Origin of the sequence: Streptomyces sp. NPDC058691 (assembly GCF_042714775.1) — a bacterium.
Taxonomy (GTDB): Bacteria; Actinomycetota; Actinomycetes; order Streptomycetales; family Streptomycetaceae; genus Actinacidiphila.
Map to the genome: position 1 here is coordinate 12,944 of NZ_JBHXSO010000072.1, position 21,937 is coordinate 34,880.

A 21,937-nucleotide genomic window follows, 5' to 3' on the forward strand; every position below is an offset into this window, starting at 1 on the left:
AATCGCAAGGAGCCCCCATGCCAACGGTGTTGGCCGTCATTCCCGCCCGCGGCGGCTCGAAGGGCGTACCCGGCAAGAACCTCGCCCCCGTCGGCGGCGTGCCGCTGGTCGCCCGCGCCGTGCGCGCCTGCCGTGAGGCCGAGCTGATCACCGACGTGGTCGTCTCCACCGACGACCCCGAGATCGCCGACGCGGCCCGCGCCGCCGGCGCCGAGGTCGTGCTGCGCCCGGCGGCCATCGCCGGCGACACCGCGACCAGCGAGGCGGCGGTGCTGCACGCCATGGACGCCTACCAGGCGATGAGCGGGGTCAGCGCGGACGTCGTGCTGCTCGTGCAGTGCACCAGCCCGTTCATCACCACCGAGGACGTCAACGGGGTGGCCGCGGCGGTCGTCGAGGACGGCGCCGACACGGCCGTCACCGTCGCGCCGTTCCACGGCTTCATCTGGCGCGACTCCGCCGACGAGATGGGTGCTGCCGCCGCCGCGAGCGGTGTGGCCTCCGTCACCGGCGAGGCCCGTACGGCGCTGGCCACCACCACCGGCGGCTATGGTGTCAACCACGACAAGGCGCACCGCCCGCGCCGTCAGGACCGCCCGCAGGACCTGCTGGAGACCGGCGCCGCCTACGCGATGCGCGTAGAGGGCTTCCGGGAGGCCAAGCACCGGTTCTTCGGGCACACCGCGCTGGTGCGCACCGACCCCGCCCGGGTGCTGGAGATCGACGAGCCGGACGACCTGTCCCGCGCCCGAGCCCTGGCACCGCTGCTCGACCCCACGACCGGCTCCGCCGTCAGGACCGACGAGTCCGCGGCACCGGCCGCCCTGCCGACCCGCGCCGACATCGACGCGGTCGTACTCGACTTCGACGGCACCCAGACCGACGACACGGTGCTGGTCGACTCCGAGGGACGCGAGACCGTCACGGTGCACCGTGGTGACGGGCTCGGGATCGCCGCCCTGCGCGACAACGGACTCCCCGTCCTGATCCTGTCCACGGAGACCAACCCGGTCGTCGCCGCACGGGCCCGCAAGCTCAAGGTCCCCGTACTGCACGGCATCGACCGCAAGGACCTCGCACTGAAGCAATGGTGCGAGGAGCAAGGTATCGCCCCCGAGCGGGTCCTGTACGTCGGCAACGACGTCAACGACCTCGGCTGCTTCGCGCTCGTCGGCTGGCCGACCGCCGTCGCCAACGCGCACGACGTGGTCAAGGACGCGGCCCGCTCCATCACCGCAACGCCCGGAGGGCGCGGTGCGATCCGCGAGGTCGCCTCGTGGATCCTCGGCCCCTCTCTTTCCCGAAGGGAACTCTCCCAGTGACCACCACCCCCGCCCGCCTTCGTCCGATCGGCGACCGCCTGGTCGGCCCCGGCCAGCCCGTCTACGTCACCGGCGAGATCGGCATCAACCACAACGGCTCCCTCGAGGACGCCTTCGCCCTGATCGACGCGGCCGTCGAGGCCGGCGCCGACGGTGTGAAGTTCCAGAAGCGCACCCCGGAGATCTGCACCCCCCGCGACCAGTGGGAGATCGAGCGGGACACCCCGTGGGGCCGGATGACCTACATCGAGTACCGCCACAAGGTGGAGTTCGGTGAGGAGCAGTACCGCGCCATCGACGAGTACTGCACGAGCAAGGGCATCGACTGGTTCGCCTCCCCGTGGGACGTCCCCTCGGTCGAGTTCCTCGAGAAGTTCGAGAACGTCCGGGTCCACAAGGTCGCCTCGGCCTCGCTGACCGACGACGAGCTGCTGCGCGCCCTGCGCGCCACCGGCAAGACCGTCATCCTCTCCACGGGCATGTCCACGCCGAAGCAGATCCGCCACGCGGTGGAGGTCCTCGGCAGCGACAACATCATCCTGTGCCACGCCACGTCGACGTACCCGGCGAAGCACGAGGAGCTCAACCTGCGGATGATCAACACGCTGCAGCGTGAGTTCCCGAACGTGCCCGTCGGCTACTCCGGCCACGAGATCGGCCTGCAGACCACCCTCGCGGCGGTCGCCCTCGGTGCCGTCTTCGTCGAGCGCCACATCACCCTGGACCGCGCGAACTGGGGCTCCGACCAGGCCGCCTCGGTCGAGCCGCAGGGTCTGGACCGCCTGGTCCGCGACATCCGCATCATCGAGTCCGCGCTCGGCGACGGTGTCAAGAAGGTCTACGAGGGCGAGCTCGGCCCGATGAAGAAGCTGCGCCGCGTGCCCGGCGTCATCGCCGAGCAGGAGGCGGCCGCTGCCGCCGCCGCCGACGCCGAATCGGTGTCGGCCTGATCCATGGGCGACAGCGGCACTCTGGCACTCGTAGAGAGCCCCGTTCAGCTGCTCAACGTGCTGGAGTGGGCGCATGTTCACCCGCCCGCGGTGCCCACACCGCGACCCGGGGCGGCTTCGGCCGCCCCGGGCCCGGTGGCACCCGGCCGGTCGCTCACCGTGGTGGCCCTGGCCCCGCGCGACCCCATGACGCGCGGGCAACTGCGCCGCATGGCGGAGCTCGCTCGGGACGAGGGCATCGTGGTCCGCTGGTGCGAGGCGCGCTCCTCCCGGGGTTCGCTGCTGCGCACCGCGGCCGAGCTCACTCCGGCTCTGCGCTCCGCGCGCCGGGTCGTACTCGGTGATCCCTTCTCCCGGCTGGTGCAGGTCCTGCTGCCGGTCACCCGGGCGCGGGAGATCATCGTCGTGGACGACGGCACCGCGACCATGGAGTTCACCGAGCTGCTGACCAAGGGCGCCCGGCTGGTGCGCTGGCACCGCAGCGGCCGGCGGCTCTCCCCGGCGGACGCCGCCTTCGGCGTCTTCGCCTCGGCCGCCCGGCGGCGCCTGACCCCGGGCCGTGGCCGGCAGGTCGAGCTGTTCAGCTCGATGCCCGCCTCGCCGCCGCCCGGCATGGCGCTGCGCGCCAACCGGTTCGCCTGGACGCGGGCCCGCTTCGGGCCGCCGACCATCAGCGCCGGCACCGACATCGTCGGCACCTCCCTGGTGGAGACCGGCGTCGTCGACCTGGAGCGCTATCTGACCGCGGTCGGCATCCTGGCCGGGAGCCACGGTGCCACCCGCTACTTCGCGCACCGCCGCGAGAGCGTCGAGAAGCTGCACCGGCTCTCCGTCGAGACCGGTCTGGAGATCGTGCGGCCCGACCTTCCCCTGGAGCTGGTCGCCCGGCGGGGTCCGATCGGCCACACGATCCTGAGTTTCCCCTCCACGGTCGTGCACACCCTCCCGCTCGCGCTGGAGGGCACCGGCGTCAAGATCACGGTCTGCGACGTCGACCCGGAGTGGCTGACCGACTCGGCCTCGCCCCGCGCGCAGAGCTTCCTGTCCGGCATCACCGGCACCGCCCGCGATCTGCACGGGCTCGCGTCGGTCGTCTCCGGGCAGGCCACGGCCCTCGCGCCCTGAAACCGCGGACGTCGTCGTCCATGAGGCGCCTCAGCGCGTCATGGACGACACGTCCATCGGTGCCGGCAGTGAGCCGCCACCGATCTGCGCGGCCAGCAGGCCGGCCGACGCGCGCGTGAAGTTGCCGCTGATGACGGCGGTCCCGCCGGGGATGGCGGTGTTCACCGCGGGGGCGGACAGCACCGCGCCGTCCAGCACCATGGCGAACTGGTTGTTCGGGCTCGTCCGCCCGGCCAGTCGGCCGGTGACCTCCTCGAACGTCTTCGCGCCGGCGGCGGTCAACCGCAGCTGGATCTGCCATCCGGTGCCGTTCCGCTGGTCGAAGACCGCCTCGGCCTTGCTGATCTCGGTGCCCTTGAGCGCGACCGGGTCGAGCAGATACTTCGCCCGGACCCCGCCCACCGCCTCCGCGGCGCAGGCCACCGCCCGCTTCCCGTCGCCCCGTTGATGATCGGTACGGCCGGCGGCCGCCGAGCAGTCGAGCGCCCGGAACTCCGCGGTTCCGGCATCCGCCGGCGGGGAGGGCGCGCCGTCGGCCGACGGCGCGACCGCGACCACCGGCCGGAGGACCAGCACCGCCGGTTCGCCGAGCGAGACGAGCTGCTTCGAAGCGGCGCCCCGCGCGGAGACGGTGACCTTGCCGTCGGCCGTGCGCACCTCGACGTCCCGGAGGCCGAATCCCTCGGCGCGGCGGCGCATCAGGTCGGCGGTCTGCCGTAACCGCTCCTCGCTCAATGGCTCGCGCGGGGTGAACACCGCCGTCGTAAGGGGAGCGTCGCCGTCCTCGTCCGCGGCGGGGTGCCCGGCCGGCGAGCAGGCCGTGGCCGCGGCCGCGAAGCCGAGCAGCAGGGCGAGCGCCGTCGTCCGGCGTCCGTGCTCAGCCACCGGTGACCGCCCGTGCCCGGTGCCGGCGCCGCGCGGCGTGGCCGGTCATCGCGTGCCACCCCACTCGCCGGGGTTCGCGGTCCGACGCGGTGCGGTCCCGGCGGCGATGCCGCCGCTCATGGAGTCTGCGGTCATCATGATCCCCTGGTTGAGGATGACGTCGCGGTGCCGGGTGAGGTCCCCGAGGTCCAGGCCGTGTTCGGCGAGGAACTCGGCGACGGTGTCCAGGACCTGCAGCTCGATCTGCTTGCCGACCCGGTTGACGTCCACCCGCTGGAAGAAGTCCCGGAAGGCGTGCGAGGAAGCGAGCTCGCGGAGGCTGAGCCGGGCCCCGAAGTCGTAGCGCCGGTCATCGGTCATGGCCGTGCGCTGTGCCCGCAGGGCCCGCTGCCGCCGGGCGGGCGCGCGCAGCTCGGAGAAGGCGGCGGCCGGCGCGGACTGCAGCACCGAGCGGCTGTGCACGAGCGCGTCGGCGAGGCCCCTGCCGTCCCGGGGGCTCTGAGGGTCTTCGGGGCGCGCGACCGAGTCGGCCACCCGGTACTCCTCCTTGACGGGCGTGAGCACCAGGGTGTTCGCCTGCAGATGCAGAGTCGCCGGGCTCACCACGGCCTGGATGAAGACGGAGAGCACCAGATCCGTGCCCCAGCCGCGCACCTGGGCGCACAGGCAGTGCCGCAGCGGCCCGTCGATGTTGCCCCGGGCGGCGGCCGTGCGCTCCGAGGAGAGCTGGTCGGCCGGCCTGCCCTCGGGCGGCCAGTGCCCGGCGGCGCCCGGCCAGAACACGGCCTCGCCGAACAGCGTGTTCTGCCGCAGTCCGGCGCCGTGGACGAAGACCTTCTCGGTGACCTCCAGCCCGGGGACGCGGTCCACCGGGGAGGCCGCGCCCGCGCGCAGCGCGTCCAGGTCGTCCGCCATCCGCCGGACCAGGCCGGCGGTGTCGAAGGGCACCGGCGGCGGCTCGGCGCCCGTGCCGGGCCCGTACCCCTCAGGGGCGAGCCGCATGGCGAACGACCAGGACGTGACCTCGTCACCGGCACCGACGAAGGGGCGGTAGCCGCTGTAGACGACGAGGTTGGCGTCGCCGCCGACCGAGGACTGCGGCAGCCCGGCCGCGTCCCGGTCCGAGAGCGGGTCGTCGGCGGCGGCGCGGAACGCCTCCCGGGTCAGCTGCTCGCGGACCGCCCTCCACGCCCGGCCGCGCTGCTCCCAGGTGAGCACCCAGGGGCAGAGCACCAACAGGACCAGCGTCAGCAGGAAGGTGGCCACCGGTACGTCGTCGAGCCACCACGGCACCAGGGGGGTCAGCCGGCTCGCGGCGAGCAGCACCAGGATCTCCGGGACCGGCGTCCTCAGCACGGTGAGGGCGGCCGGGTCGCGGGGCCGCTCCCTCCCGGCGGAGTCCCGCGGCGTGCCGGCCGGCAGGAGGGCGGTGGCGAGCCAGTACACGACGGTGGCCACCGGGGCCAGCAGCAGCGACACCAGGAAGGCGCCTCCGATCATCAGGTCGCGTCTGCGCAGATCCCGCAGGGTCTGCTCGGCGTGCTTGCCCACCCGGTCGAGGTCGACGCCGTAGGAGGGGGCACAGGCCCGGTAGCGCTCGTGCCGCAGTTCGTGCACCACCCGGCGGGCGAAACCCTCGTCGAGGCGAGCGCCCGCGCACATGTAGCGGGTCGATGCGCTCCAGTCCTCCTCACCCGTGCCGCCGCCCGGGCCGGGGCGGTACGCGGGGGCGGGGGCCTGCTGCGGCAGCGGCACGGGCGCGGCGGCCGGCGGGCGCGGGGGAGGGGGCGCGGGCTTCTCGGCGGTGCCCGCGGTGCGGGTCCCGGCGCCGCTCGCGATGCCGTCGATCCCCGTGGTGTCCGCCGGGCTCCCGGCACCCGGGTATCGCCATGTCACACGCCCCACCCCACTTCCCCTGTTCCCACCAGTGTGGGCGCCCCCACAAGTCCCGAAAAGGTGGGGGATGTGTGAAAACCAGGCGCGCCGGGGCGCTTCGAGGCGCGAGGGGCGCGCGAGGGCGCACGATGTGGCTGCCGGGGGCGTTCCGCTCCGCGCAAGCCGTACGTAACCGATCAGTCACCCGAACCCGGTTGCCTTGCTCCATGGCAACGGCACCGAGGCCCGCGCGGCGCATCGCGGTCCTCGCGGACAGTGCGCTGGAGCGCGACTCACGGGCGCACCGCGTGGCGGCGGCCGCCGCCGGGGCGGGGTACGAGGTCACGATCATCGGCCGGGCCGCCGAGGGCCCGGGCTGCCGGGACTGCCAGGACCGCGGGGACCGCGGGGATGACGCTTCGGGCATCGCACCAGAGGGCGTGCGCCTGATCCGCGTCGCCGTCGCCGAGACCCTGCACCGCAGGCGCCTGCAACGCCCCCGTCCGGGCCTGTTGCGCGCCCTGGCCTACCGCAGCGCGGAGTCCTACGCCTACCGCAATGCCCTCGTGACCGCCCACACGGCCCTGCTGGCCTCCCGCCAGGCCGAGCTGGACGTGATCCACCGCCCTTTACCGGTGAAGGCCGCCGCCCGGCTCGGCCACGGCGGGGCGCGCCTGCAGCACGCGGTGCGCCGGGCCTGGACCGCCCTGCGCTCGGCGCAGTACCGCGCCGCCGTCCGCCGCCGGGCGACGCCCGGCGGACTGCTGGACCGGCTGTCCACCGCCACCACGCGCCTGCTGCTCGGCAAGCGCTGCTGGCGCCGCCTGGACCCGCTGCTGCTCGACCTGGAGATCGCCTACGGGCCGGTCCTGGACGAGCTGCGCCCGCACCTGGTGCACGCCCTCGGGCACCGCACCCTGGGCACCGCCGTGCGCGCCGCGCTGCGGGCGGAGGGCACCGGGCACCGGGTCGAGGTCGTCTGGGACACCACGGCCAAGACCGAGCCCAGCCACCGGGCGGCCGTCGCCCGCGACGCCCACGAGCGCACCTATGTGCCGCTCATCGACGGCGTCGTCACCGTGGCCGAGACCTACGCCGACCGGCTGCGTGAGCGCCACGGCCTCGCCGCCCGCCCGGCCGTGGCGCGCAACGCGCCGCCGTACGAGGCCCGATCGTCGTCGTCCGCGTCGTCCGCGTCGTCCGCGTCGTCCGCGTCGTCCTCGTCGTCTTCTTCGCGGTCCGGGGTCCGCGACCGCTGCCATCTGGCCCCCGAGGTCCCCCTCCTGGTCCACAGCGGCGCGGTCGGGCCGGCCCGCGGACTGCTCACCGTCATCGAGGCGCTGCCCAAGCTGTACGACCTGCACGCGGCCCTGGTCGTCCCCGACCCCGGCGACGCCTATGTGCGCATCCTCACCGACCGCGCCGCGGAGCTCGGCGTCGAGAACCGCCTGCACGTGCTGCCCTATGTGCCGCCCGCCGACATCCCGCGCTTTCTGGCCTCCGCGGACATCGGCGTCCTGCCCGTGCACCGCCTGCCCGCACACCAGGTGGCCCTGCCCGCCCGTTACTTCGAGTACGCGCACGCCCGCCTGCCCGTGGTCGTCAGCGATGTGCGGGTGCTGGCCCGGCCCACGCTGGAGATCGGCAACGGCGAGGTCTTCCGCTCCCTGGACACCGCCGACTTCGTGCGCGCCGTCGGTGCCGTGCTGACCAATCCGCGCCGCTACCGGAAGGCGTACGACCGCGGCGACACCCTGCGTGAATGGTCCTGGCAGACGCAGTCCGCCCCGCTCCTGGACCTCTACTCCCGGCTGCTGGGACCGCGCTGACCCCGGATGTCTCCCGCGGGGCCGCCCTCTTGACAGGGTGACGCCCCTCACCGGGCGTTGCCTCGCGACGGGGCGATCGTTGAGCCACTATGGAGTGGCGAGGGGTAAACCGTGTTGATACCCCTGTACGGAGCCGGGTACGCGCCGAACGGGGGAGTTTTTCTTCCTCGCGCGGAATGAATTTACGGCGATGTAGCGATCGGGAGTGCAGATGCGGTCTAGCCTGTCGGAGGTGAACGACTCACCCTCCGAACCCTCCGGAACCCCTGTGTCAGTGGCCCCAACCGTCCCTGCCGCGCCGGACGACGCCCTTCTGGGTGTGCTGCCCGAGCGCCTGCGGACGGAGCTTGTGGCGTTCCGGCGGGATGTGCACATGCATCCCGAGCTGGGCCGCCAGGAGTTCCGTACGACGGCCGCGGTGAAGGCCCGCCTGGAACAGGCCGGTCTCAAGCCCCGCGTGATGCCGGGCGGGACGGGCCTGATCTGCGACATCGGGGACACGGACCCGGAGCGGCCCCGGCTGGCCCTGCGCGCCGATCTGGACGCGCTGCCGATCCCGGACACCAAGCGCGTGGACTACCGGTCGACGGTCCCCGGCCGGGCGCACGCCTGCGGCCACGACGTGCACACCACGGTGGTGCTGGGCGCCGGCCTGGTGCTGGCGGAGCTGGAGCGCGCGGGCAAGCTGCGGCGGCCGGTGCGGCTGGTCTTCCAGCCGGCCGAGGAGGTCATGCCGGGCGGGGCGCTGGACGCCATCAAGGCCAACGCGCTGGACGGTGTGGGCCGCATCCTGGCCGTGCACTGCGACCCCAAGGTGGACGTCGGCCGGATCGGGCTGCGGCAGGGGCCGATCACCTCGGCGGTGGACCGCCTGGAACTCTCCCTGGACGGCGCGGGCGGCCACACCGCCCGCCCCCACCTGACCACCGACCTGGTGACGGCCACCGCCAAGATGGCCACCGAGCTGCCGGCCGTGCTGGCCCGCCGGATCGACCCGCGGTCGGGGATGAGCATCGTGTGGGGCCGTATCGAGGCCGGCCACGCCTGCAACGTGATCCCGCAGCACGCCGAGCTGGAGGGCACGGTCCGCTGTCTGGACCTGACCGCCTGGCACGAGGCCCCGGACCTGGTGCACGAGGTGATCGACCAGATCGCCGGCATGTATCGAGCCAAGTGGGAACTGACGTACCACCGGGGTGTCCCGCCGGTGGTCAACGAGCACGATTCGACGGAGCTGCTGCGCGACGCCATGACGGCCCGCTATGGCGCGCACACCGTGGAGGACACCGAGCAGAGCCTCGGCGGGGAGGACTTCTCCTGGTACCTGGAGCAGGTGCCCGGCGCCCTCGCGCGGCTCGGGGTGCGTCCCCTGGGGGACACCTCCAAGCGGGATCTTCATCAGGGCGATTTCGACGTCGACGAGGGCGCGATCAAGGTCGGAGTGGAGCTCTTCACCTCCGCTGCGCTGCTGGCATGACGGTGGGTGACCCGGTTGTCACGACCGGGTCACCTGGCCGAAATGCGTCGATCCGATAACAGGCGTCCAACTCCCTTTACCTGACATCTACGCGCGTTAAGCTCGAGTTAAGCCAGCGCCGGATGGGGCGCTTCTAGTGAAGGGGTACCCTCTTGCGCCGGGTAACCAAGTTCGCCGCCGCGGGCATAGCCTCTGCGGCCCTCGCGCTCACCGCCACCGCGTGCGGCAGCAGCTCCAAGGACAGCGACAGCGAGAGCGACAAGAGCGGCAAGCTGAAGGTCGGCGTCGCCTACGACGTGGGTGGCCGTGGCGACCACTCGTTCAACGACTCCGCCGCCGCCGGCCTGGACAAGGCCAAGACGGACTTCGGGATCGAGATCAAGGAGCTCACCGCGAAGACCTCGGACACCGAGGCCGACCGTGAGCAGCGCCTCGAGGACCTGGCGGACGCGGGCTACAACCCCGTCATCGGTGTCGGCTTCTCCTACGCCGACTCGATGAAGAAGGCGGCCGCGAAGTACCCCAAGACCGACTTCGCCATCGTCGACTCCGTCGTGGACGCCAAGAACGTCGACAGCATCGTCTTCACCGAGGAGCAGAGCTCCTACCTGGCCGGTGTCGCCGCCGCGCTGAAGACCAAGGACAACAAGGTCGGCTTCATCGGCGGCGTGGACATCCCCCTGATCAACAAGTTCGAGGCCGGCTTCCGCCAGGGCGTCACGGAGACCAACCCGAAGGTCAAGGTCACCACGCAGTACCTGACCAGCGGCTCCGACCTGTCCGGCTTCTCCGACCCGGCCAAGGGCAAGGCGGCCGCGCAGGGCATGCTCGACAAGGGCATCGACGTCGTCTACGCCGCGGCCGGCTCCTCCGGCAACGGCGCGATCGAGGCCGTCGCGGGCAAGACCGGCGCCTGGGCGATCGGTGTCGACTCCGACCAGTACGCGCAGACGGGTCTGGTCAAGTACCAGAAGTCGATCCTGACCTCCGCGCTGAAGAACGTGAACGTCGCGGTCTACGACGCCGTCAAGGGCGTCAAGGACGGCAGCCCGCTGACCGGCACCCAGAGCTACGACCTCGCCAAGGACGGCGTCGGCCTGGCCACCAGCGGTGGCTTCATCGACGACATCAAGTCCCAGCTGGACGCGGCCAAGCAGAAGATCGTGAGCGGCGACATCAAGGTCAACACGACCGTCAAGTGACGCCCGGTCTCCTCTGAGTCACGGTCGCGAGGCCCGGTGGGGGATAGCCCAGGCTCTCCCCCACCGGGCCTCGCGCCTGCGTTCCGCCCATTTCGGTCCCTGTGGTTTCTGTTCTGACTCGCACCACTATGGATCTGGCAACGCTACGCGCATAGAGCTTCCTCCTCGCGGTACGTTCGCCACACCCGCCACCACCCCGCTCTTTTCCGCGAGGAGAGTGCGTCATCAACGCGTCCAGCCCCCCCAGCCCCCATGCCGTCGAACTGCGCGGCATCACCAAACGATTCCCGGGTGTCGTGGCCAACCACGACATCGACATCACCGTCCGCCGCGGCACCGTGCACGCCCTCGTGGGTGAGAACGGCGCCGGCAAGTCGACCCTGATGAAGATCCTCTACGGCATGCAGAAGCCGGACGAGGGCACCATCACCGTCGACGGCGAGCAGGTCACCTTCCACGACCCCGGCGACGCCATCGCCCGCGGCATCGGCATGGTGCACCAGCACTTCATGCTCGCCGACAATCTGACCGTCCTCGAGAACGTCGTGCTCGGCAGCGAGAAGCTCCACGGCATCGGCGGCCGCGCCCGTGCCAGGATCAAGGAGATCTCGGACGCCTACGGCCTCGGAGTGCGGCCGGACGTCCTGGTGGAGGACCTCGGTGTCGCCGACCGTCAGCGTGTCGAGATTCTCAAGGTCCTCTTCCGCGGCGCCCGTACGCTGATCCTCGACGAGCCGACGGCGGTCCTGGTCCCGCAGGAGGTCGACGCGCTCTTCGACAACCTGCGCGGTCTGAAGTCCGAAGGCCTCACCGTCATCTTCATCTCGCACAAGCTCGGCGAGGTGCTCTCCGTCGCTGACGAGATCACGGTCATCCGCCGCGGCACCACGGTCGGCTCGGCCGACCCCAAGACCACGACGCCCAAGCAGCTCGCGGAACTGATGGTGGGCAGCGAACTGCCGTCCCCGGAGACCCGCGAGTCGACGGTCACCGACGTCCCGATGCTGACCGTCGACGGCCTGCACCTGTCGGAGACCGACCTGGAGGGCATCGAGCGGGTCGTCCTGGACCGGATCTCCCTGACCATCCACAAGGGCGAGGTCCTCGGCATCGCGGGCGTCGAGGGCAACGGCCAGGCGGAACTGGTCGAGGCGATCATGGGCATCCTCCCGCCCGACGCCGGCCGGATCACCCTCGGCGCCACCGACATCAGCCACCTCCCGACGCGCAAGCGCCGCGAGGACGGCATCGGCTACATCCCCGAGGACCGCCACCGGCACGGTCTGCTGCTGGAAGCCCCGCTGTGGGAGAACCGCATCCTCGGCCATGTCACCGAGCGCCCCAACAGCAAGGGCGGCCTCCTGGACCCGGCCGCGGCCCGCCGCGACACCGAGCGGATCGTGCGCGAGTACGACGTCCGCACTCCCGGCATCGAGGTCACCGCGGCGTCGCTGTCCGGCGGCAACCAGCAGAAGCTGATCGTCGGCCGCGAGATGAGCCACCAGCCCCGCCTGCTGATCGCCGCGCACCCCACCCGGGGCGTGGACGTCGGCGCCCAGGCACAGATCTGGGACCAGATCAGGGAAGCGCGCCGCGAGGGTCTGGCCGTGCTGCTGATCTCCGCGGACCTGGACGAGCTGATCGGCCTGTCCGACACCCTGCGCGTCATGTACCGCGGCCGTCTGGTCGCCGACGCGGACCCCGCCACCATCACCCCGGAGGAGCTGGGCTCCGCGATGACCGGTGCCGCCGCCGGTCACCTCGAGCACGAGAACGGCGACGCCGCCCACGGGGGAGAGGACCGATGAAGAAGATCGACAAGGAGCGGGTGCTCCTCGCCGTCGCCGCCCCCGTGCTGGCGATCGTCGCCTCGTTCGTGATCACCGCGCTCGTGCTGCTGGCCACCGGCAAGGAGCCGTTCGGCGCCTTCAGCACGATGATCGACTACGGCTTCAAGAGTGACAGCCAGGTCGAGATCATCAACAAGGCGACCACCTACTACATCGCGGGTATCGCGGTCGCCGTCGGCTTCCGCATGAACCTGTTCAACATCGGTGTCGAGGGCCAGTACCGGCTCGGCGCCTTCTTCGCCGCCGCGGTCGGCGGGGCGGTGACCCTGCCGAGCTTCCTGCAGATCCCGCTGATCATCGTGGTGGCCATGGCGGTCGGCGGCCTGTGGGCCGGCATCGCGGGCCTTCTGAAGACCACCCGCGGCGTCAGTGAGGTCATCGCGACCATCATGCTGAACGCGATCGCGCTGTCGATCGTCGGCTACTTCCTCAAGGCGGGCCGGCTCGGTCACCTCGACCAGGCGGGCACCTCGGTGTCGACCACGCCGCTGCCCTCGTCCGGCCACCTGTTCAACTTCGACATGGGCGAGGACATCGGCCAGATCTACGGCTTCGTCGTCCTCGCGGTGATCATCGGTGTCGGCTACTGGTTCGTCCTCGGCCGCACCCGCTTCGGCTTCGACCTGCGCAGCGTCGGCCTGTCCGAGAGCGCGGCCACCGCGAGCGGCGTCAGCGTCAAGCGCATGGTGGTCATCAGCATGCTGATCTCCGGCGCCCTGGCGGGCCTCACCGGTCTGCCGCTGCTGCTGAACGACGTGCACGCGTACGGTGCCGACCTCTTCCCGGCCGGCATCGGCTTCACCGGCATCTCGGTGGCGCTGCTCGGCCGCAACAACCCGGTCGGCGTCGCGCTGGCCGCGCTGCTGTGGGGCTTCCTGGAGCGCGGCTCCGGCCGCCTGGAGTTCGACGGCTACGACAAGGAGATCGTCGGCGTCATGCAGGGCGTCATCGTCCTCTGCGTCGTCATCGCCTACGAACTCGTCCGCCGCTACGGCCTCAAGCGCCAGCAGCAGAAGGTCGGCGAGCAGCTCGCCGCCCAGGCCGGCAACAAGACGGAGGTGACGGCGTGACCGCCACGACGACCCACACCCCGCCGCCCGCGGCTCCCAAGGCGGCCGGCGCCAAGGGCCGCAAGGGCCGCCTCTCCTTCCCGAAGATCCTGCTGATCGTCGCCGGCGCGCTCGCGCTGGTCTCGGTGGTGCGGATCATCACGGGCCAGGACCAGCTCACCGCGCAGGGCCAGATCACCGCGGCCCTCGGGCTCGCCGTGCCGATCGGCCTGGCCGGTCTGGCCGGTCTGTGGTCCGAGCGCTCCGGCGTGGTCAACATCGGCCTCGAGGGCATGATGATCCTCGGCACCTTCTTCGGTGCCTGGGCCGGCTGGCAGACCAACCCCTGGATCGGCGTTCTCGCCGGTGTCATCGGCGGCGCGGTCGGCGGTCTGGTCCACGCGGTCGCCACCGTCACCTTCGGCGTCGACCACATCATCTCCGGTGTGGCGATCAACATCCTGGCGCTCGGCGCCACGCAGTACCTCGCCAAGCTGTGGTTCACCAACGGCGAGGCGGCTGCCAAGGGCGGCAACCCCAAGCAGTCCCCTCCGGTCGACTCCCTGCCGTCGTTCGACATCCCCGGGCTGTCGGACTGGCTGGACGGCATCGAGAAGCACGGCTGGTTCTTCGTCTCCGACCTCGCGGGTGTCATCGGCGGCCTCGTCACCGACCTGTCGGCGCTGACGATCGTCGCCGCCGTGCTCTTCGCCGGAAGCTTCTTCCTGCTGTGGCGTACGGCGTTCGGCCTGCGGCTGCGGTCGGCCGGCGAGAACCCGGTGGCCGCCGAGTCGCTCGGCGTCAACGTGTACCTGTACAAGTACATCGCCGTGATCGTCTCCGGCGGCCTCGCGGGCCTCGGCGGCGCGTTCCTGGCGATGGTGCCGACGCACATCTACCTGGAGGGCCAGACCGGCGGCCGCGGCTACATCGGTCTCGCCGCGATGATCTTCGGCAACTGGCGGGTGGGCGGACTCGCCGCCGGCGCCGGTCTGTTCGGCTACTCCGACGCGCTCCAGCTGCGCAACGGCGGTCCGACCGTCCACGCGCTGCTGCTGCTCCTGGTGATCCTGCTGGCGCTGCTCGGCGCCTGGAAGCTGTGGAAGCGCAACCTGTGGCAGGGCGTCACCGCCCTGGCCGTCGGCGCGCTGGTGCTGGTCTGGTACCTGGTCACCGACGAGGTCCCGGCCGAGTTCGTCGGCGCGACCCCGTACGTCGTCACCCTGCTGGTGCTCTCCCTGTCGGCACAACGCCTGCGCATGCCCAAGGCTGACGGTATGCGCTACCGAAAGGGTCAGGGGAAGTGACCGGCACCGCGGGCCCGGCCGACCCCGCAGGGGTCGACTGGGAGGGCCTGCGGGCGCAGGCCCGGGACGCCATGTCCCGGGCCTATGTGCCCTACTCCCACTTCCCGGTGGGAGCCGCCGCCCTGGTGGACGACGGCCGGGTCATCGCCGCGTGCAACGTGGAGAACGCCAGCTACGGCCTCGGCCTGTGCGCCGAGTGCGGACTGGTCTCGCTCCTGCACGCGACGGGAGGCGGCCGGCTCGTGGCGTTCACCTGCGTCGACCGCAACGGCGACCAGCTGATGCCCTGCGGCCGCTGCCGCCAGCTGCTGTGGGAGCACGGCGGCCCCGATCTGCTGGTCGAGATGTCCGACGGCATCCGCACCATGCGGGACGTCCTGCCCGACGCGTTCGGCCCGGACGACCTGACCAACCGCTAAGAAGGTAGAACCATGGACGCCATTTCCGTCATCCGCGCCAAGCGCGACGGCGGCCGCCTCGACGACGAGCAGATCGACTGGGTCATCGACGCCTACACCAAGGGTGAGGTCGCCGACGAGCAGATGTCCGCGCTCGCCATGGCGATCCTGCTCAACGGGATGGACCGGGCCGAGATCGCCCGCTGGACCGCGGCGATGATCAACAGCGGCGAGCGCATGGACTTCTCCTCGCTGCCGCGCCCCACCGCCGACAAGCACTCCACCGGCGGCGTCGGCGACAAGATCACGCTGCCCCTCGCGCCCGTCGTGGCCGCCTGCGGCGCGGCCGTTCCCCAGCTGTCCGGCCGTGGCCTCGGCCACACCGGCGGCACGCTGGACAAGCTGGAGTCCATCCCCGGCTGGCGGGCGCTGCTGTCCAACGACGAGATGCTGCGGGTCCTGCACGACACCGGCGCGGTCATCTGCGCGGCGGGCGACGGCCTCGCCCCGGCCGACAAGAAGCTGTACGCGCTGCGCGACGTGACCGGCACCGTCGAGGCGATCCCGCTGATCGCCTCCTCGATCATGTCGAAGAAGATCGCCGAGGGCACGGGCTCGCTCGTCCTCGACGTCAAGGTCGGCTCCGGCGCCTTCATGAAGAACCTGGAGCAGGCCCGCGAACTGGCCTCCACCATGGTGGGCCTGGGCACCGACCACGGCGTGATGACCGTGGCCCTGCTCACCGACATGTCCACCCCGCTGGGCCTGACCGCGGGCAACGCCCTGGAGATCCGCGAGTCCGTCGAGGTCTTGGCGGGCGGCGGCCCGGCCGATGTGGTGGAGCTGACCATCGCCCTGGCCCGCGAGATGCTCGACGCGGCCGGTCTGAAGGATGCCGACCCCGCCAAGGCGCTGGCCGACGGCTCCGCCATGGACGTGTGGCGCCGCATGATCGCCGCCCAGGGCGGCGACCCGGACGCGGCGCTGCCCGTCGCGCGCGAGCGACACGTGGTCACCGCCGAGCGGTCCGGTGTGCTCACCGGCCTCGACGCCTACGCCGTCGGCGTCGCCGCCTGGCGCCTCGGCGCGGGCCGTGCCCGCAAGGAGGACCCGGTGCAGGCCGGTGCCGGTGTCGAGATCCACGCCAAGCCCGGCGACACGGTCACGCAGGGCCGGCCGCTGCTGACCCTGCACACCGACACCCCGGAGAAGTTCGACTACGCCCTGGCGGCCCTCGCCGGGGGCGTCGAGATCTCCCCGGCGGGGACGGTGTTCACGCCCCGTCCGATCGTGCTGGACCGCATCGCCTGATCAAGGCCCGGTGCGGGAAAGGGAGCGGGGGCCGGGGGCACGTCCACCCGGCCCGCGGCCATACCCTCGCGTGATGTAGGGCGGGACGCACGCGGCTCAGCCGGCGGCGGTGCGGACCGCCCGGGAACGGTGCTCGACGACCGCGCGCCGGGTCGCGTGGAGGGTGATCCCTGCGACGCCCACGACCGCCACGAGGCAGAAGGCGACCGTGCCGTCCCAGCCCGCCGAGTGGAAGGCGGAGGCGCCCAGGGTGCCGCCGAGGCTGTTGCCGATGTAGTACGCCGTCAGATAGAGGGCGGAGGCCTGGGCGCGGCCGGTGGTGGCCGTGCGGCTGACGGCGCCTGAGGCGATGGCGTGGCCGGTGAAGAAGCCGGCGGTGATCAGCACCAGGCCGGTGAGCACGGCGGCGAGGGACCCGGCGAGGCTCAGCAGCAGGCCGGTGGTCACCAGGCCCACGGCGACGTACAGGGCGCCGCGGCGGCCGATGCGGCCGTGCAGCACGCCGGAGGCCGCCGAGGCGGCCGTGCCGACCAGGTAGACCAGGAAGATGAGGCCGATGGCGCTCTGGGACAGGCCGAAGGGCTCCTCGCCGAGCCGGTAGCCCAGGACGTTGTAGACGGCGCCGAAGACCACCATGAAGAGCAGCCCGATCGCGTAGAGGCGGCGCAGCAGCGGCGTGCGCAGATGGCCGCCGACGGTGCGCAGCAGGGCTGCCGGATTGACCGGCCCGGGGCGGAAGTTGCGGGCGGGCGGGATCAGCAGGCGGAAGGCGACGGCGCACAGCAGCGCCATGGCGCCGGCGGCGAACAGCGCGGCACGCCAGCCGAAGGCCTGGGCCACGGCGCCGGTCAGGACCCGGGAGCTCATCCCGCCGATGCTGTTGCCCGCCACGTACAGGCCGATCGCGGAGGCCACCGCCTTGGGGTGGATCTCCTCGGCGAGGTACGCCATCGCCGTCGCGGGCAGCCCGGCCAGGGCGACGCCCTGCAGGGCGCGCAGCACGACGAGCGTGGTCAGGTCCGGGGCGAAGGGGAGGACCAGGGCCAGTGCGGAGGCGCTGAACACCGAGGTCGTCATCACCGCCGTGCGGCCGTACTTCTCGCTCAGCGCGCTCACCGGCAGCAGGGCCAGCGCGAGTGCCGCGGTGGTGGCCGAGACGGTCAGGCTGGCCTGCGCCGGGGTGAGCGAGAGGCCCGCGGAGAGCGCGGGGAGCAGGGCCTGCGTCGAGTAGAGCAGGGCGAAGGTGGCGAGACCGGCGGCGAACAGCGCGACGTTGGCGCGGCGGTATCCGGGTCCGCCGGGGCGGAGCGCATCGACGAGGGCGGCGTCCGGCCGTGTCACGGCGGACGCCCCTGTATCGGCAGGAGGCATGTCTCCACGCTAGGACCGGCCTGTTTCATGCGTCCAATGCACGGACTCGCCATAATCGTTCCCATGGTGCATGAAGCGAGGTCAGCGGCACCGGGTCCGTCCCGTGACGCTTTCCGTGACGCAGGCGACATCCGCGCGGAGTTGGACAGCGCCTCCTGGGCGGCCGTCCTCGCGCCCCGGCTCGCGCAGTTCGCGGCGGTCGCGCGGCACGAGCACGTCACACGGGCGGCGCGCGAACTGGGCGTGCCGCAGTCGACGCTCAGCCGGGCCATGGTCCGGCTCGAGACCGATCTGGGCGTCGCGCTCTTCGCCCGCCAGGGGCGCACCGTCTCGCTCACACCCGCAGGGCGGGGCTTCCTCGCCTCCGTGGAGCGCGCGCTGGCGGAGGTGGAGCGGTCGGCGGAGTCGGTGCGCGCCGGAGCCGACCCGGCGACCGGGCGCGTCGCCTTCGGCTTCCTGCACACCCTCGGCTCGGAGACCGTGCCGGCCCTGCTGCGGGAGTTCCGCGCGGACCACCCGCGGGTGCGCTTCCAGCTCGTGCAGAACCACAGTGAGGCGATGCTGGCCGGGCTGCGCGCGGGGGAGTTGGACCTCTGCCTGACCTCACCGGTCCCCGACGCGCCCGATCTGGTCACCCGGCGCCTGGTCGAACAACGGCTGCGGCTGGTCGTCCCGGCCGACCACCGGCTCGCCGGACGCCGCAGGATCCGGCTCGCGGAGGCCGCCGGCGAACTCTTCGTCACCCTCGAACCGGGCTACGGGCTGCGCCGGATCGCCGACGCCTTGTGCGCCGAGGCCGGCTTCACCCCGCGCGTCGCCTTCGAGGGCGAGGAGGCGGAGACGCTGCGCGGCCTGGTCGCCGCGGGGCTGGGGGTGGCGCTGCTGCCGCCGCCGCTGGTGCCCCGTCCCGGTGTGGTGGAGCTGTCGGTGACGGCGCCTCGCGCGGTGCGCGAGATCGGGGTGGCCTGGCTCGGCGGTCACCCGGACACGGCGCCGGTGGCGGCCTTCAAGAAGTTCCTGACCGGGCGGCGCGGCAGGCTCATCCCGGAGTGAGCTGCGCGTCCGTCGGACGGCGCGGGTCGACGACCCGGCCGTCGGGCAGGATCTCCCCGGTGTCCTCGAAGAGCAGGACGCCGTTGCACAGCAGGCTCCAGCCCTGTTCGCTGTGGGACGCCGTCGCATGCGCCGCCTCGCGGTCGGGAGCGTCGGCGGACGGGCATTGCGGCTGGTGCAGACACATGACGGACCTCGCTTTCCACCGGCTGTGGCGATGCTCCCCCGCCCCACTGACACCGGCCGTACGTCCGCGCGGCGCGCAGGCGAACGGCGGGACAGCTCTTGGTGCCGGAGGTCCGTCAGTGCAGCGGCACGCGGCCGAAACCCGTCGCCAGCGGCATGCGCAGACCGAGCGGGGGAGGAGCGGCCAGGGCGTCGGCGACGGGCCGGGCGAAGGAGCGCCCCAGCAGCGTTCCGAGGACGAAGTCGGCGGCCAGGGCGCCGACTTCGGAGCGGTGGTCGGCCAGCAGATGGCCGTCGGAGTGCACCTCGAAGCGGCACACGTCCCGGTTGACCTTCTTCGCACGCTCGGCGAGCCGGTAGGACAGGTCGGGGTGGGTGGAGTGGTCGTTCGTGCCGTGCACGATCATCACGTGGCGGCCGATCAACTGCTTGACCGGATCGGGTTCCAGGGCGTCGGGCAGCCACGGGGCTATCGCCACCACGGAGTCGACGGCCCGGTGGCCGGCCGCCCGCAGTGCCGCGCGGCCGCCCATGTCCATGCCCACCAGGGACACCGGCACGTCGCCGTAGCGCCGTACGACCTCGTCCACGGCCCACTGGGCGTCCTCCGCGGGGTGGGCGTGACCGCCGTTCCAGCCGCGGAAGCGGTAGTGCACGACGTGCACGGCCAGGCCCTCGTCCCGTCCCGCCGCCCGCACCAGCCGCCGGGCCAGGGGCACCATCGCGGCGGCCGCCACCGGCGAGCGCCGGCGCGTGCTCAGCGCGCTGCCCCCGGGCAGCACGAGAACGGCGGCCCGGACGGTGTCGTCCGATTCCCGCCGTGCCGCCGGGGCCAGGCCCGGTGTGACTCTCTTTCCCAACCGCGCACCACGCATCGGTAAAGCTTGCGAAGCCATGGCGTAACCATGGCAGACGGGAAGGTGTGCACGACCTGGCCGGGAGGTCAATATTCGGCATCATCCACGGGTTCTACGCGCGTAGGGGATATCGTACGGCAATGACGAGCCCACGCACGGTCGCCCTCCCCCCGGCCTCGCCCGGGGCGACCCCCACGCCCGAGCAGATCCGGCGCGCTCCGAAGGTACTGCTGCACGACCATCTCGACGGCGGCGTACGCCCCGGCACCGTCGTCGACCTGGCACGTGAGGCGGGCTACGACGGCCTGCCGGAGACCGACCCGGACAAGCTCGGCACCTGGTTCCGCGAGGCGGCCGACTCCGGCTCCCTGGAGCGCTATCTGGAGACGTTCTCGCACACCGTGGGCGTCATGCAGACCCGCGAGGCGCTCGTCCGCGTCGCCGCCGAGTGCGCCGAGGACCTGGCGGCCGACGGCGTCGTCTACGCCGAGGTGCGGTACGCGCCCGAACTGCACGTCGAGCGCGGGCTCGGCCTGGAGCAGGTGGTCGAGGCCGTCAACGAGGGCTTCCGGGAAGGCGAGCGCCGGGCCCGCGAGGCCGGGCACCGCATCCGGGTCGGCGCGCTGCTCACCGCGATGCGGCACGCCGCCCGCTCCCAGGAGATCGCCGAACTCGCCAACGCCCACCGCGACCGCGGCGTCGTCGGCTTCGACATCGCCGGCGCCGAGGCGGGCTTCCCGCCCACCCGCCACCTGGACGCCTTCGAGTACCTCAAGCGGGAGAACTTCCACTTCACCATCCACGCCGGCGAGGCGTTCGGCCTGCCCTCGATCTGGCAGGCGCTGCAGTGGTGCGGCGCGGACCGGCTCGGCCACGGCGTCCGCATCATCGACGACATCCAGGTCGCCGACGACGGAACGGTCACCCTCGGCCGGCTCGCCGACTATGTGCGCGACAAGCGCATCCCGCTGGAGATGTGCCCCACCTCCAACCTCCAGACCGGCGCCGCCGCCTCGTACGAGGAGCACCCCATCGGGTTGCTGCGCCGGCTGCACTTCCGCGTCACCGTGAACACCGACAACCGGCTGATGAGCGGCACGAGCATGAGCCGCGAGTTCGGCGAGCTGGTGCGTGCCTTCGGCTACACCCTCGATGACATGCAGTGGTTCACCGTCAACGCGATGAAGTCGGCGTTCATCCCTTTCGATGAACGGCTGGCGATGATCAATGACGTCATCAAGCCCGGGTACGCGGAGCTGAAGGCCGAGTGGCTGTTCCGCCTGACGTCCGCCACACCGCCCTCGGCCAGCGGTTCCGCACCCGAGGGGGAGTGACCGGCGGGGCGGGCACGGGTACGCCGGTGCGGTGACGGAGGGGTGCGCGGCCGCGCACGTCCGCTTGCGTCGCGGTGCCCCGCCTCGCTACGTTCCGAATTCCCGCGGTTACGGCCCGTGTGCCGGCGCGGCGGACGCTCCATCTCCCCCATCACGAGGATCGCAACCATGAAGACCGGAACCGTCAAGACTCTCGGTGCCGCCGCGCTGGGCGTGGCCTTCGTCGGTGCCGCAGCGGGCGCCGCATCCGCCGCCCCGTCGGCGACCGACCTGGGCCTGCCCCAGGTGCCGAACCTGCCGGTGGCCTCCCTGCCGGTCAGCCAGGTGGCCAAGTCGGTCCCGGTCGACTCGCTCGCCGGCAACCTGCCCAAGGCGGGCAACGTCGTCCCCGGTGCGCAGAACACCCCCGTCGCGCTGAACACGCTGCTCGGCGGCCTGCCCATCGGCAAGCTCCCGATCGGGGGGCAGCTCGGCCAGCTCCCGCTGCAGGGCCTGCCCATCGGCGGCTGATCAAGCCCGCGCGCGAGGGCCGCACCCCCTGCCAGGGGGGGGGGCC

General features: G+C 72.3%; 19 protein-coding genes. 14 read left to right on the plus strand and 5 right to left on the minus strand.

Annotated features, from left to right (window positions below):
- The first annotated feature begins 17 nt into the window (after positions 1–17).
- From ACFWVC_RS34135 to ACFWVC_RS34145, 3 genes are read left to right on the plus strand one after another with little or no spacing between them, the layout of a single operon-like run.
- Positions 18–1,322 (plus strand): cytidylyltransferase domain-containing protein, encoded by a 1,305-nt coding sequence (locus ACFWVC_RS34135; protein ID WP_384296663.1) that lies wholly within the window; start codon positions 18–20, stop codon positions 1,320–1,322.
- Positions 1,319–2,272 (plus strand): N-acetylneuraminate synthase family protein, encoded by a 954-nt coding sequence (locus ACFWVC_RS34140; RefSeq protein WP_384296664.1) that lies wholly within the window; start codon positions 1,319–1,321, stop codon positions 2,270–2,272. The genes ACFWVC_RS34135 and ACFWVC_RS34140 overlap by 4 nt, the downstream gene beginning before the upstream one ends.
- Positions 2,273–2,275: 3 nt before the next feature.
- Positions 2,276–3,397 (plus strand): hypothetical protein, encoded by a 1,122-nt coding sequence (locus tag ACFWVC_RS34145; RefSeq protein ID WP_384296665.1) that lies wholly within the window; start codon positions 2,276–2,278, stop codon positions 3,395–3,397.
- A gap of 30 nt (positions 3,398–3,427) precedes the next feature.
- Here ACFWVC_RS34145 and ACFWVC_RS34150 read toward each other — a convergent pair whose 3' ends face one another.
- Entirely contained in the window at positions 3,428–4,282 is an 855-nt protein-coding gene (locus ACFWVC_RS34150; RefSeq protein ID WP_384296666.1) for a hypothetical protein, read from the minus strand.
- 45 nt (positions 4,283–4,327) lie between these two features.
- The gene (locus ACFWVC_RS34155) at positions 4,328–6,178 is read right to left on the minus strand and encodes a hypothetical protein (protein WP_384296667.1); all 1,851 of its coding nucleotides are present in this window, start codon (positions 6,176–6,178) and stop codon (positions 4,328–4,330) included.
- Between the two features lie 206 nt (positions 6,179–6,384).
- On the opposite strand from ACFWVC_RS34155, the gene ACFWVC_RS34160 reads away from it, so the two are divergent.
- From ACFWVC_RS34160 to ACFWVC_RS34195, 8 genes are all read left to right on the plus strand, one after another.
- Positions 6,385–7,986: a glycosyltransferase gene (locus ACFWVC_RS34160; RefSeq protein WP_384296668.1), complete on the plus strand. Its 1,602-nt coding sequence runs from the start codon at positions 6,385–6,387 to the stop codon at positions 7,984–7,986.
- Between the two features lie 274 nt (positions 7,987–8,260).
- Positions 8,261–9,463, plus strand: coding sequence for an amidohydrolase (locus tag ACFWVC_RS34165; RefSeq protein ID WP_384296669.1), 1,203 nt, complete (start codon positions 8,261–8,263; stop codon positions 9,461–9,463).
- A gap of 152 nt (positions 9,464–9,615) precedes the next feature.
- Complete coding sequence (locus tag ACFWVC_RS34170; RefSeq protein WP_384296670.1) at positions 9,616–10,665, plus strand: BMP family protein; 1,050 nt, start codon at positions 9,616–9,618, stop codon at positions 10,663–10,665.
- Between the two features lie 224 nt (positions 10,666–10,889).
- A complete protein-coding gene (locus ACFWVC_RS34175) occupies positions 10,890–12,473 on the plus strand; it encodes an ABC transporter ATP-binding protein (RefSeq protein WP_384296682.1) in 1,584 nt (527 codons plus the stop codon).
- Positions 12,470–13,585, plus strand: coding sequence for an ABC transporter permease (locus tag ACFWVC_RS34180; RefSeq protein ID WP_384296671.1), 1,116 nt, complete (start codon positions 12,470–12,472; stop codon positions 13,583–13,585). Before ACFWVC_RS34175 ends, ACFWVC_RS34180 begins: the two co-directional genes overlap by 4 nt.
- Entirely contained in the window at positions 13,582–14,871 is a 1,290-nt protein-coding gene (locus tag ACFWVC_RS34185) for an ABC transporter permease (protein ID WP_384296672.1), read from the plus strand. The genes ACFWVC_RS34180 and ACFWVC_RS34185 overlap by 4 nt, the downstream gene beginning before the upstream one ends.
- The gene (locus ACFWVC_RS34190; RefSeq protein ID WP_384296673.1) at positions 14,868–15,290 is read left to right on the plus strand and encodes a cytidine deaminase; all 423 of its coding nucleotides are present in this window, start codon (positions 14,868–14,870) and stop codon (positions 15,288–15,290) included. Before ACFWVC_RS34185 ends, ACFWVC_RS34190 begins: the two co-directional genes overlap by 4 nt.
- Positions 15,291–15,302: 12 nt before the next feature.
- Complete coding sequence (locus ACFWVC_RS34195) at positions 15,303–16,580, plus strand: thymidine phosphorylase (protein ID WP_384296674.1); 1,278 nt, start codon at positions 15,303–15,305, stop codon at positions 16,578–16,580.
- Positions 16,581–16,676: 96 nt separating this feature from the next.
- Here the strand turns inward: ACFWVC_RS34195 and ACFWVC_RS34200 are convergent, their stop codons facing one another.
- Positions 16,677–17,951, minus strand: coding sequence for an MFS transporter (locus tag ACFWVC_RS34200; protein ID WP_384296675.1), 1,275 nt, complete (start codon positions 17,949–17,951; stop codon positions 16,677–16,679).
- A 63-nt stretch (positions 17,952–18,014) separates the two neighbouring features.
- Here ACFWVC_RS34200 and ACFWVC_RS34205 point away from each other — a divergent pair, with 63 nt between their 5' ends.
- Positions 18,015–19,004, plus strand: coding sequence for a LysR family transcriptional regulator (locus ACFWVC_RS34205; protein ID WP_384296676.1), 990 nt, complete (start codon positions 18,015–18,017; stop codon positions 19,002–19,004).
- Here the strand turns inward: ACFWVC_RS34205 and ACFWVC_RS34210 are convergent.
- The gene (locus ACFWVC_RS34210; RefSeq protein WP_384296677.1) at positions 18,991–19,191 is read right to left on the minus strand and encodes a DUF5999 family protein; all 201 of its coding nucleotides are present in this window, start codon (positions 19,189–19,191) and stop codon (positions 18,991–18,993) included. The two genes, ACFWVC_RS34205 and ACFWVC_RS34210, sit on opposite strands and share 14 nt — an antisense overlap.
- 115 nt (positions 19,192–19,306) lie before the next feature.
- Entirely contained in the window at positions 19,307–20,086 is a 780-nt protein-coding gene (locus ACFWVC_RS34215; RefSeq protein ID WP_384296678.1) for an alpha/beta hydrolase, read from the minus strand.
- A 101-nt stretch (positions 20,087–20,187) separates the two neighbouring features.
- Here ACFWVC_RS34215 and ACFWVC_RS34220 point away from each other — a divergent pair, with 101 nt between their 5' ends.
- Positions 20,188–21,381, plus strand: a complete 1,194-nt coding sequence (locus tag ACFWVC_RS34220; protein ID WP_384296679.1) for an adenosine deaminase — start codon at positions 20,188–20,190, stop codon at positions 21,379–21,381.
- A 168-nt stretch (positions 21,382–21,549) separates the two neighbouring features.
- The gene (locus ACFWVC_RS34225; RefSeq protein WP_384296680.1) at positions 21,550–21,891 is read left to right on the plus strand and encodes a hypothetical protein; all 342 of its coding nucleotides are present in this window, start codon (positions 21,550–21,552) and stop codon (positions 21,889–21,891) included.
- Positions 21,892–21,937 lie beyond the last annotated feature (46 nt).

Bases quoted from the DNA above. Each gene is read 5' to 3' on its own strand.
- ACFWVC_RS34225 (WP_384296680.1), top strand. From the start codon at position 21,550: ATGAAGACCGGAACCGTCAAGACTCTCGGTGCCGCCGCGCTGGGCGTG.
- ACFWVC_RS34205 (WP_384296676.1), top strand. From the start codon at position 18,015: ATGGTGCATGAAGCGAGGTCAGCGGCACCGGGTCCGTCCCGTGACGCT.
- ACFWVC_RS34195 (WP_384296674.1), top strand. From the start codon at position 15,303: ATGGACGCCATTTCCGTCATCCGCGCCAAGCGCGACGGCGGCCGCCTC.
- ACFWVC_RS34135 (WP_384296663.1), top strand. From the start codon at position 18: ATGCCAACGGTGTTGGCCGTCATTCCCGCCCGCGGCGGCTCGAAGGGC.
- ACFWVC_RS34160 (WP_384296668.1), top strand. From the start codon at position 6,385: ATGGCAACGGCACCGAGGCCCGCGCGGCGCATCGCGGTCCTCGCGGAC.
- ACFWVC_RS34145 (WP_384296665.1), top strand. From the start codon at position 2,276: ATGGGCGACAGCGGCACTCTGGCACTCGTAGAGAGCCCCGTTCAGCTG.
- ACFWVC_RS34215 (WP_384296678.1), bottom strand. From the start codon at position 20,086: ATGGCTTCGCAAGCTTTACCGATGCGTGGTGCGCGGTTGGGAAAGAGA.
- ACFWVC_RS34180 (WP_384296671.1), top strand. From the start codon at position 12,470: ATGAAGAAGATCGACAAGGAGCGGGTGCTCCTCGCCGTCGCCGCCCCC.
- ACFWVC_RS34200 (WP_384296675.1), bottom strand. From the start codon at position 17,951: ATGCCTCCTGCCGATACAGGGGCGTCCGCCGTGACACGGCCGGACGCC.
- ACFWVC_RS34220 (WP_384296679.1), top strand. From the start codon at position 20,188: ATGACGAGCCCACGCACGGTCGCCCTCCCCCCGGCCTCGCCCGGGGCG.
- ACFWVC_RS34210 (WP_384296677.1), bottom strand. From the start codon at position 19,191: ATGTGTCTGCACCAGCCGCAATGCCCGTCCGCCGACGCTCCCGACCGC.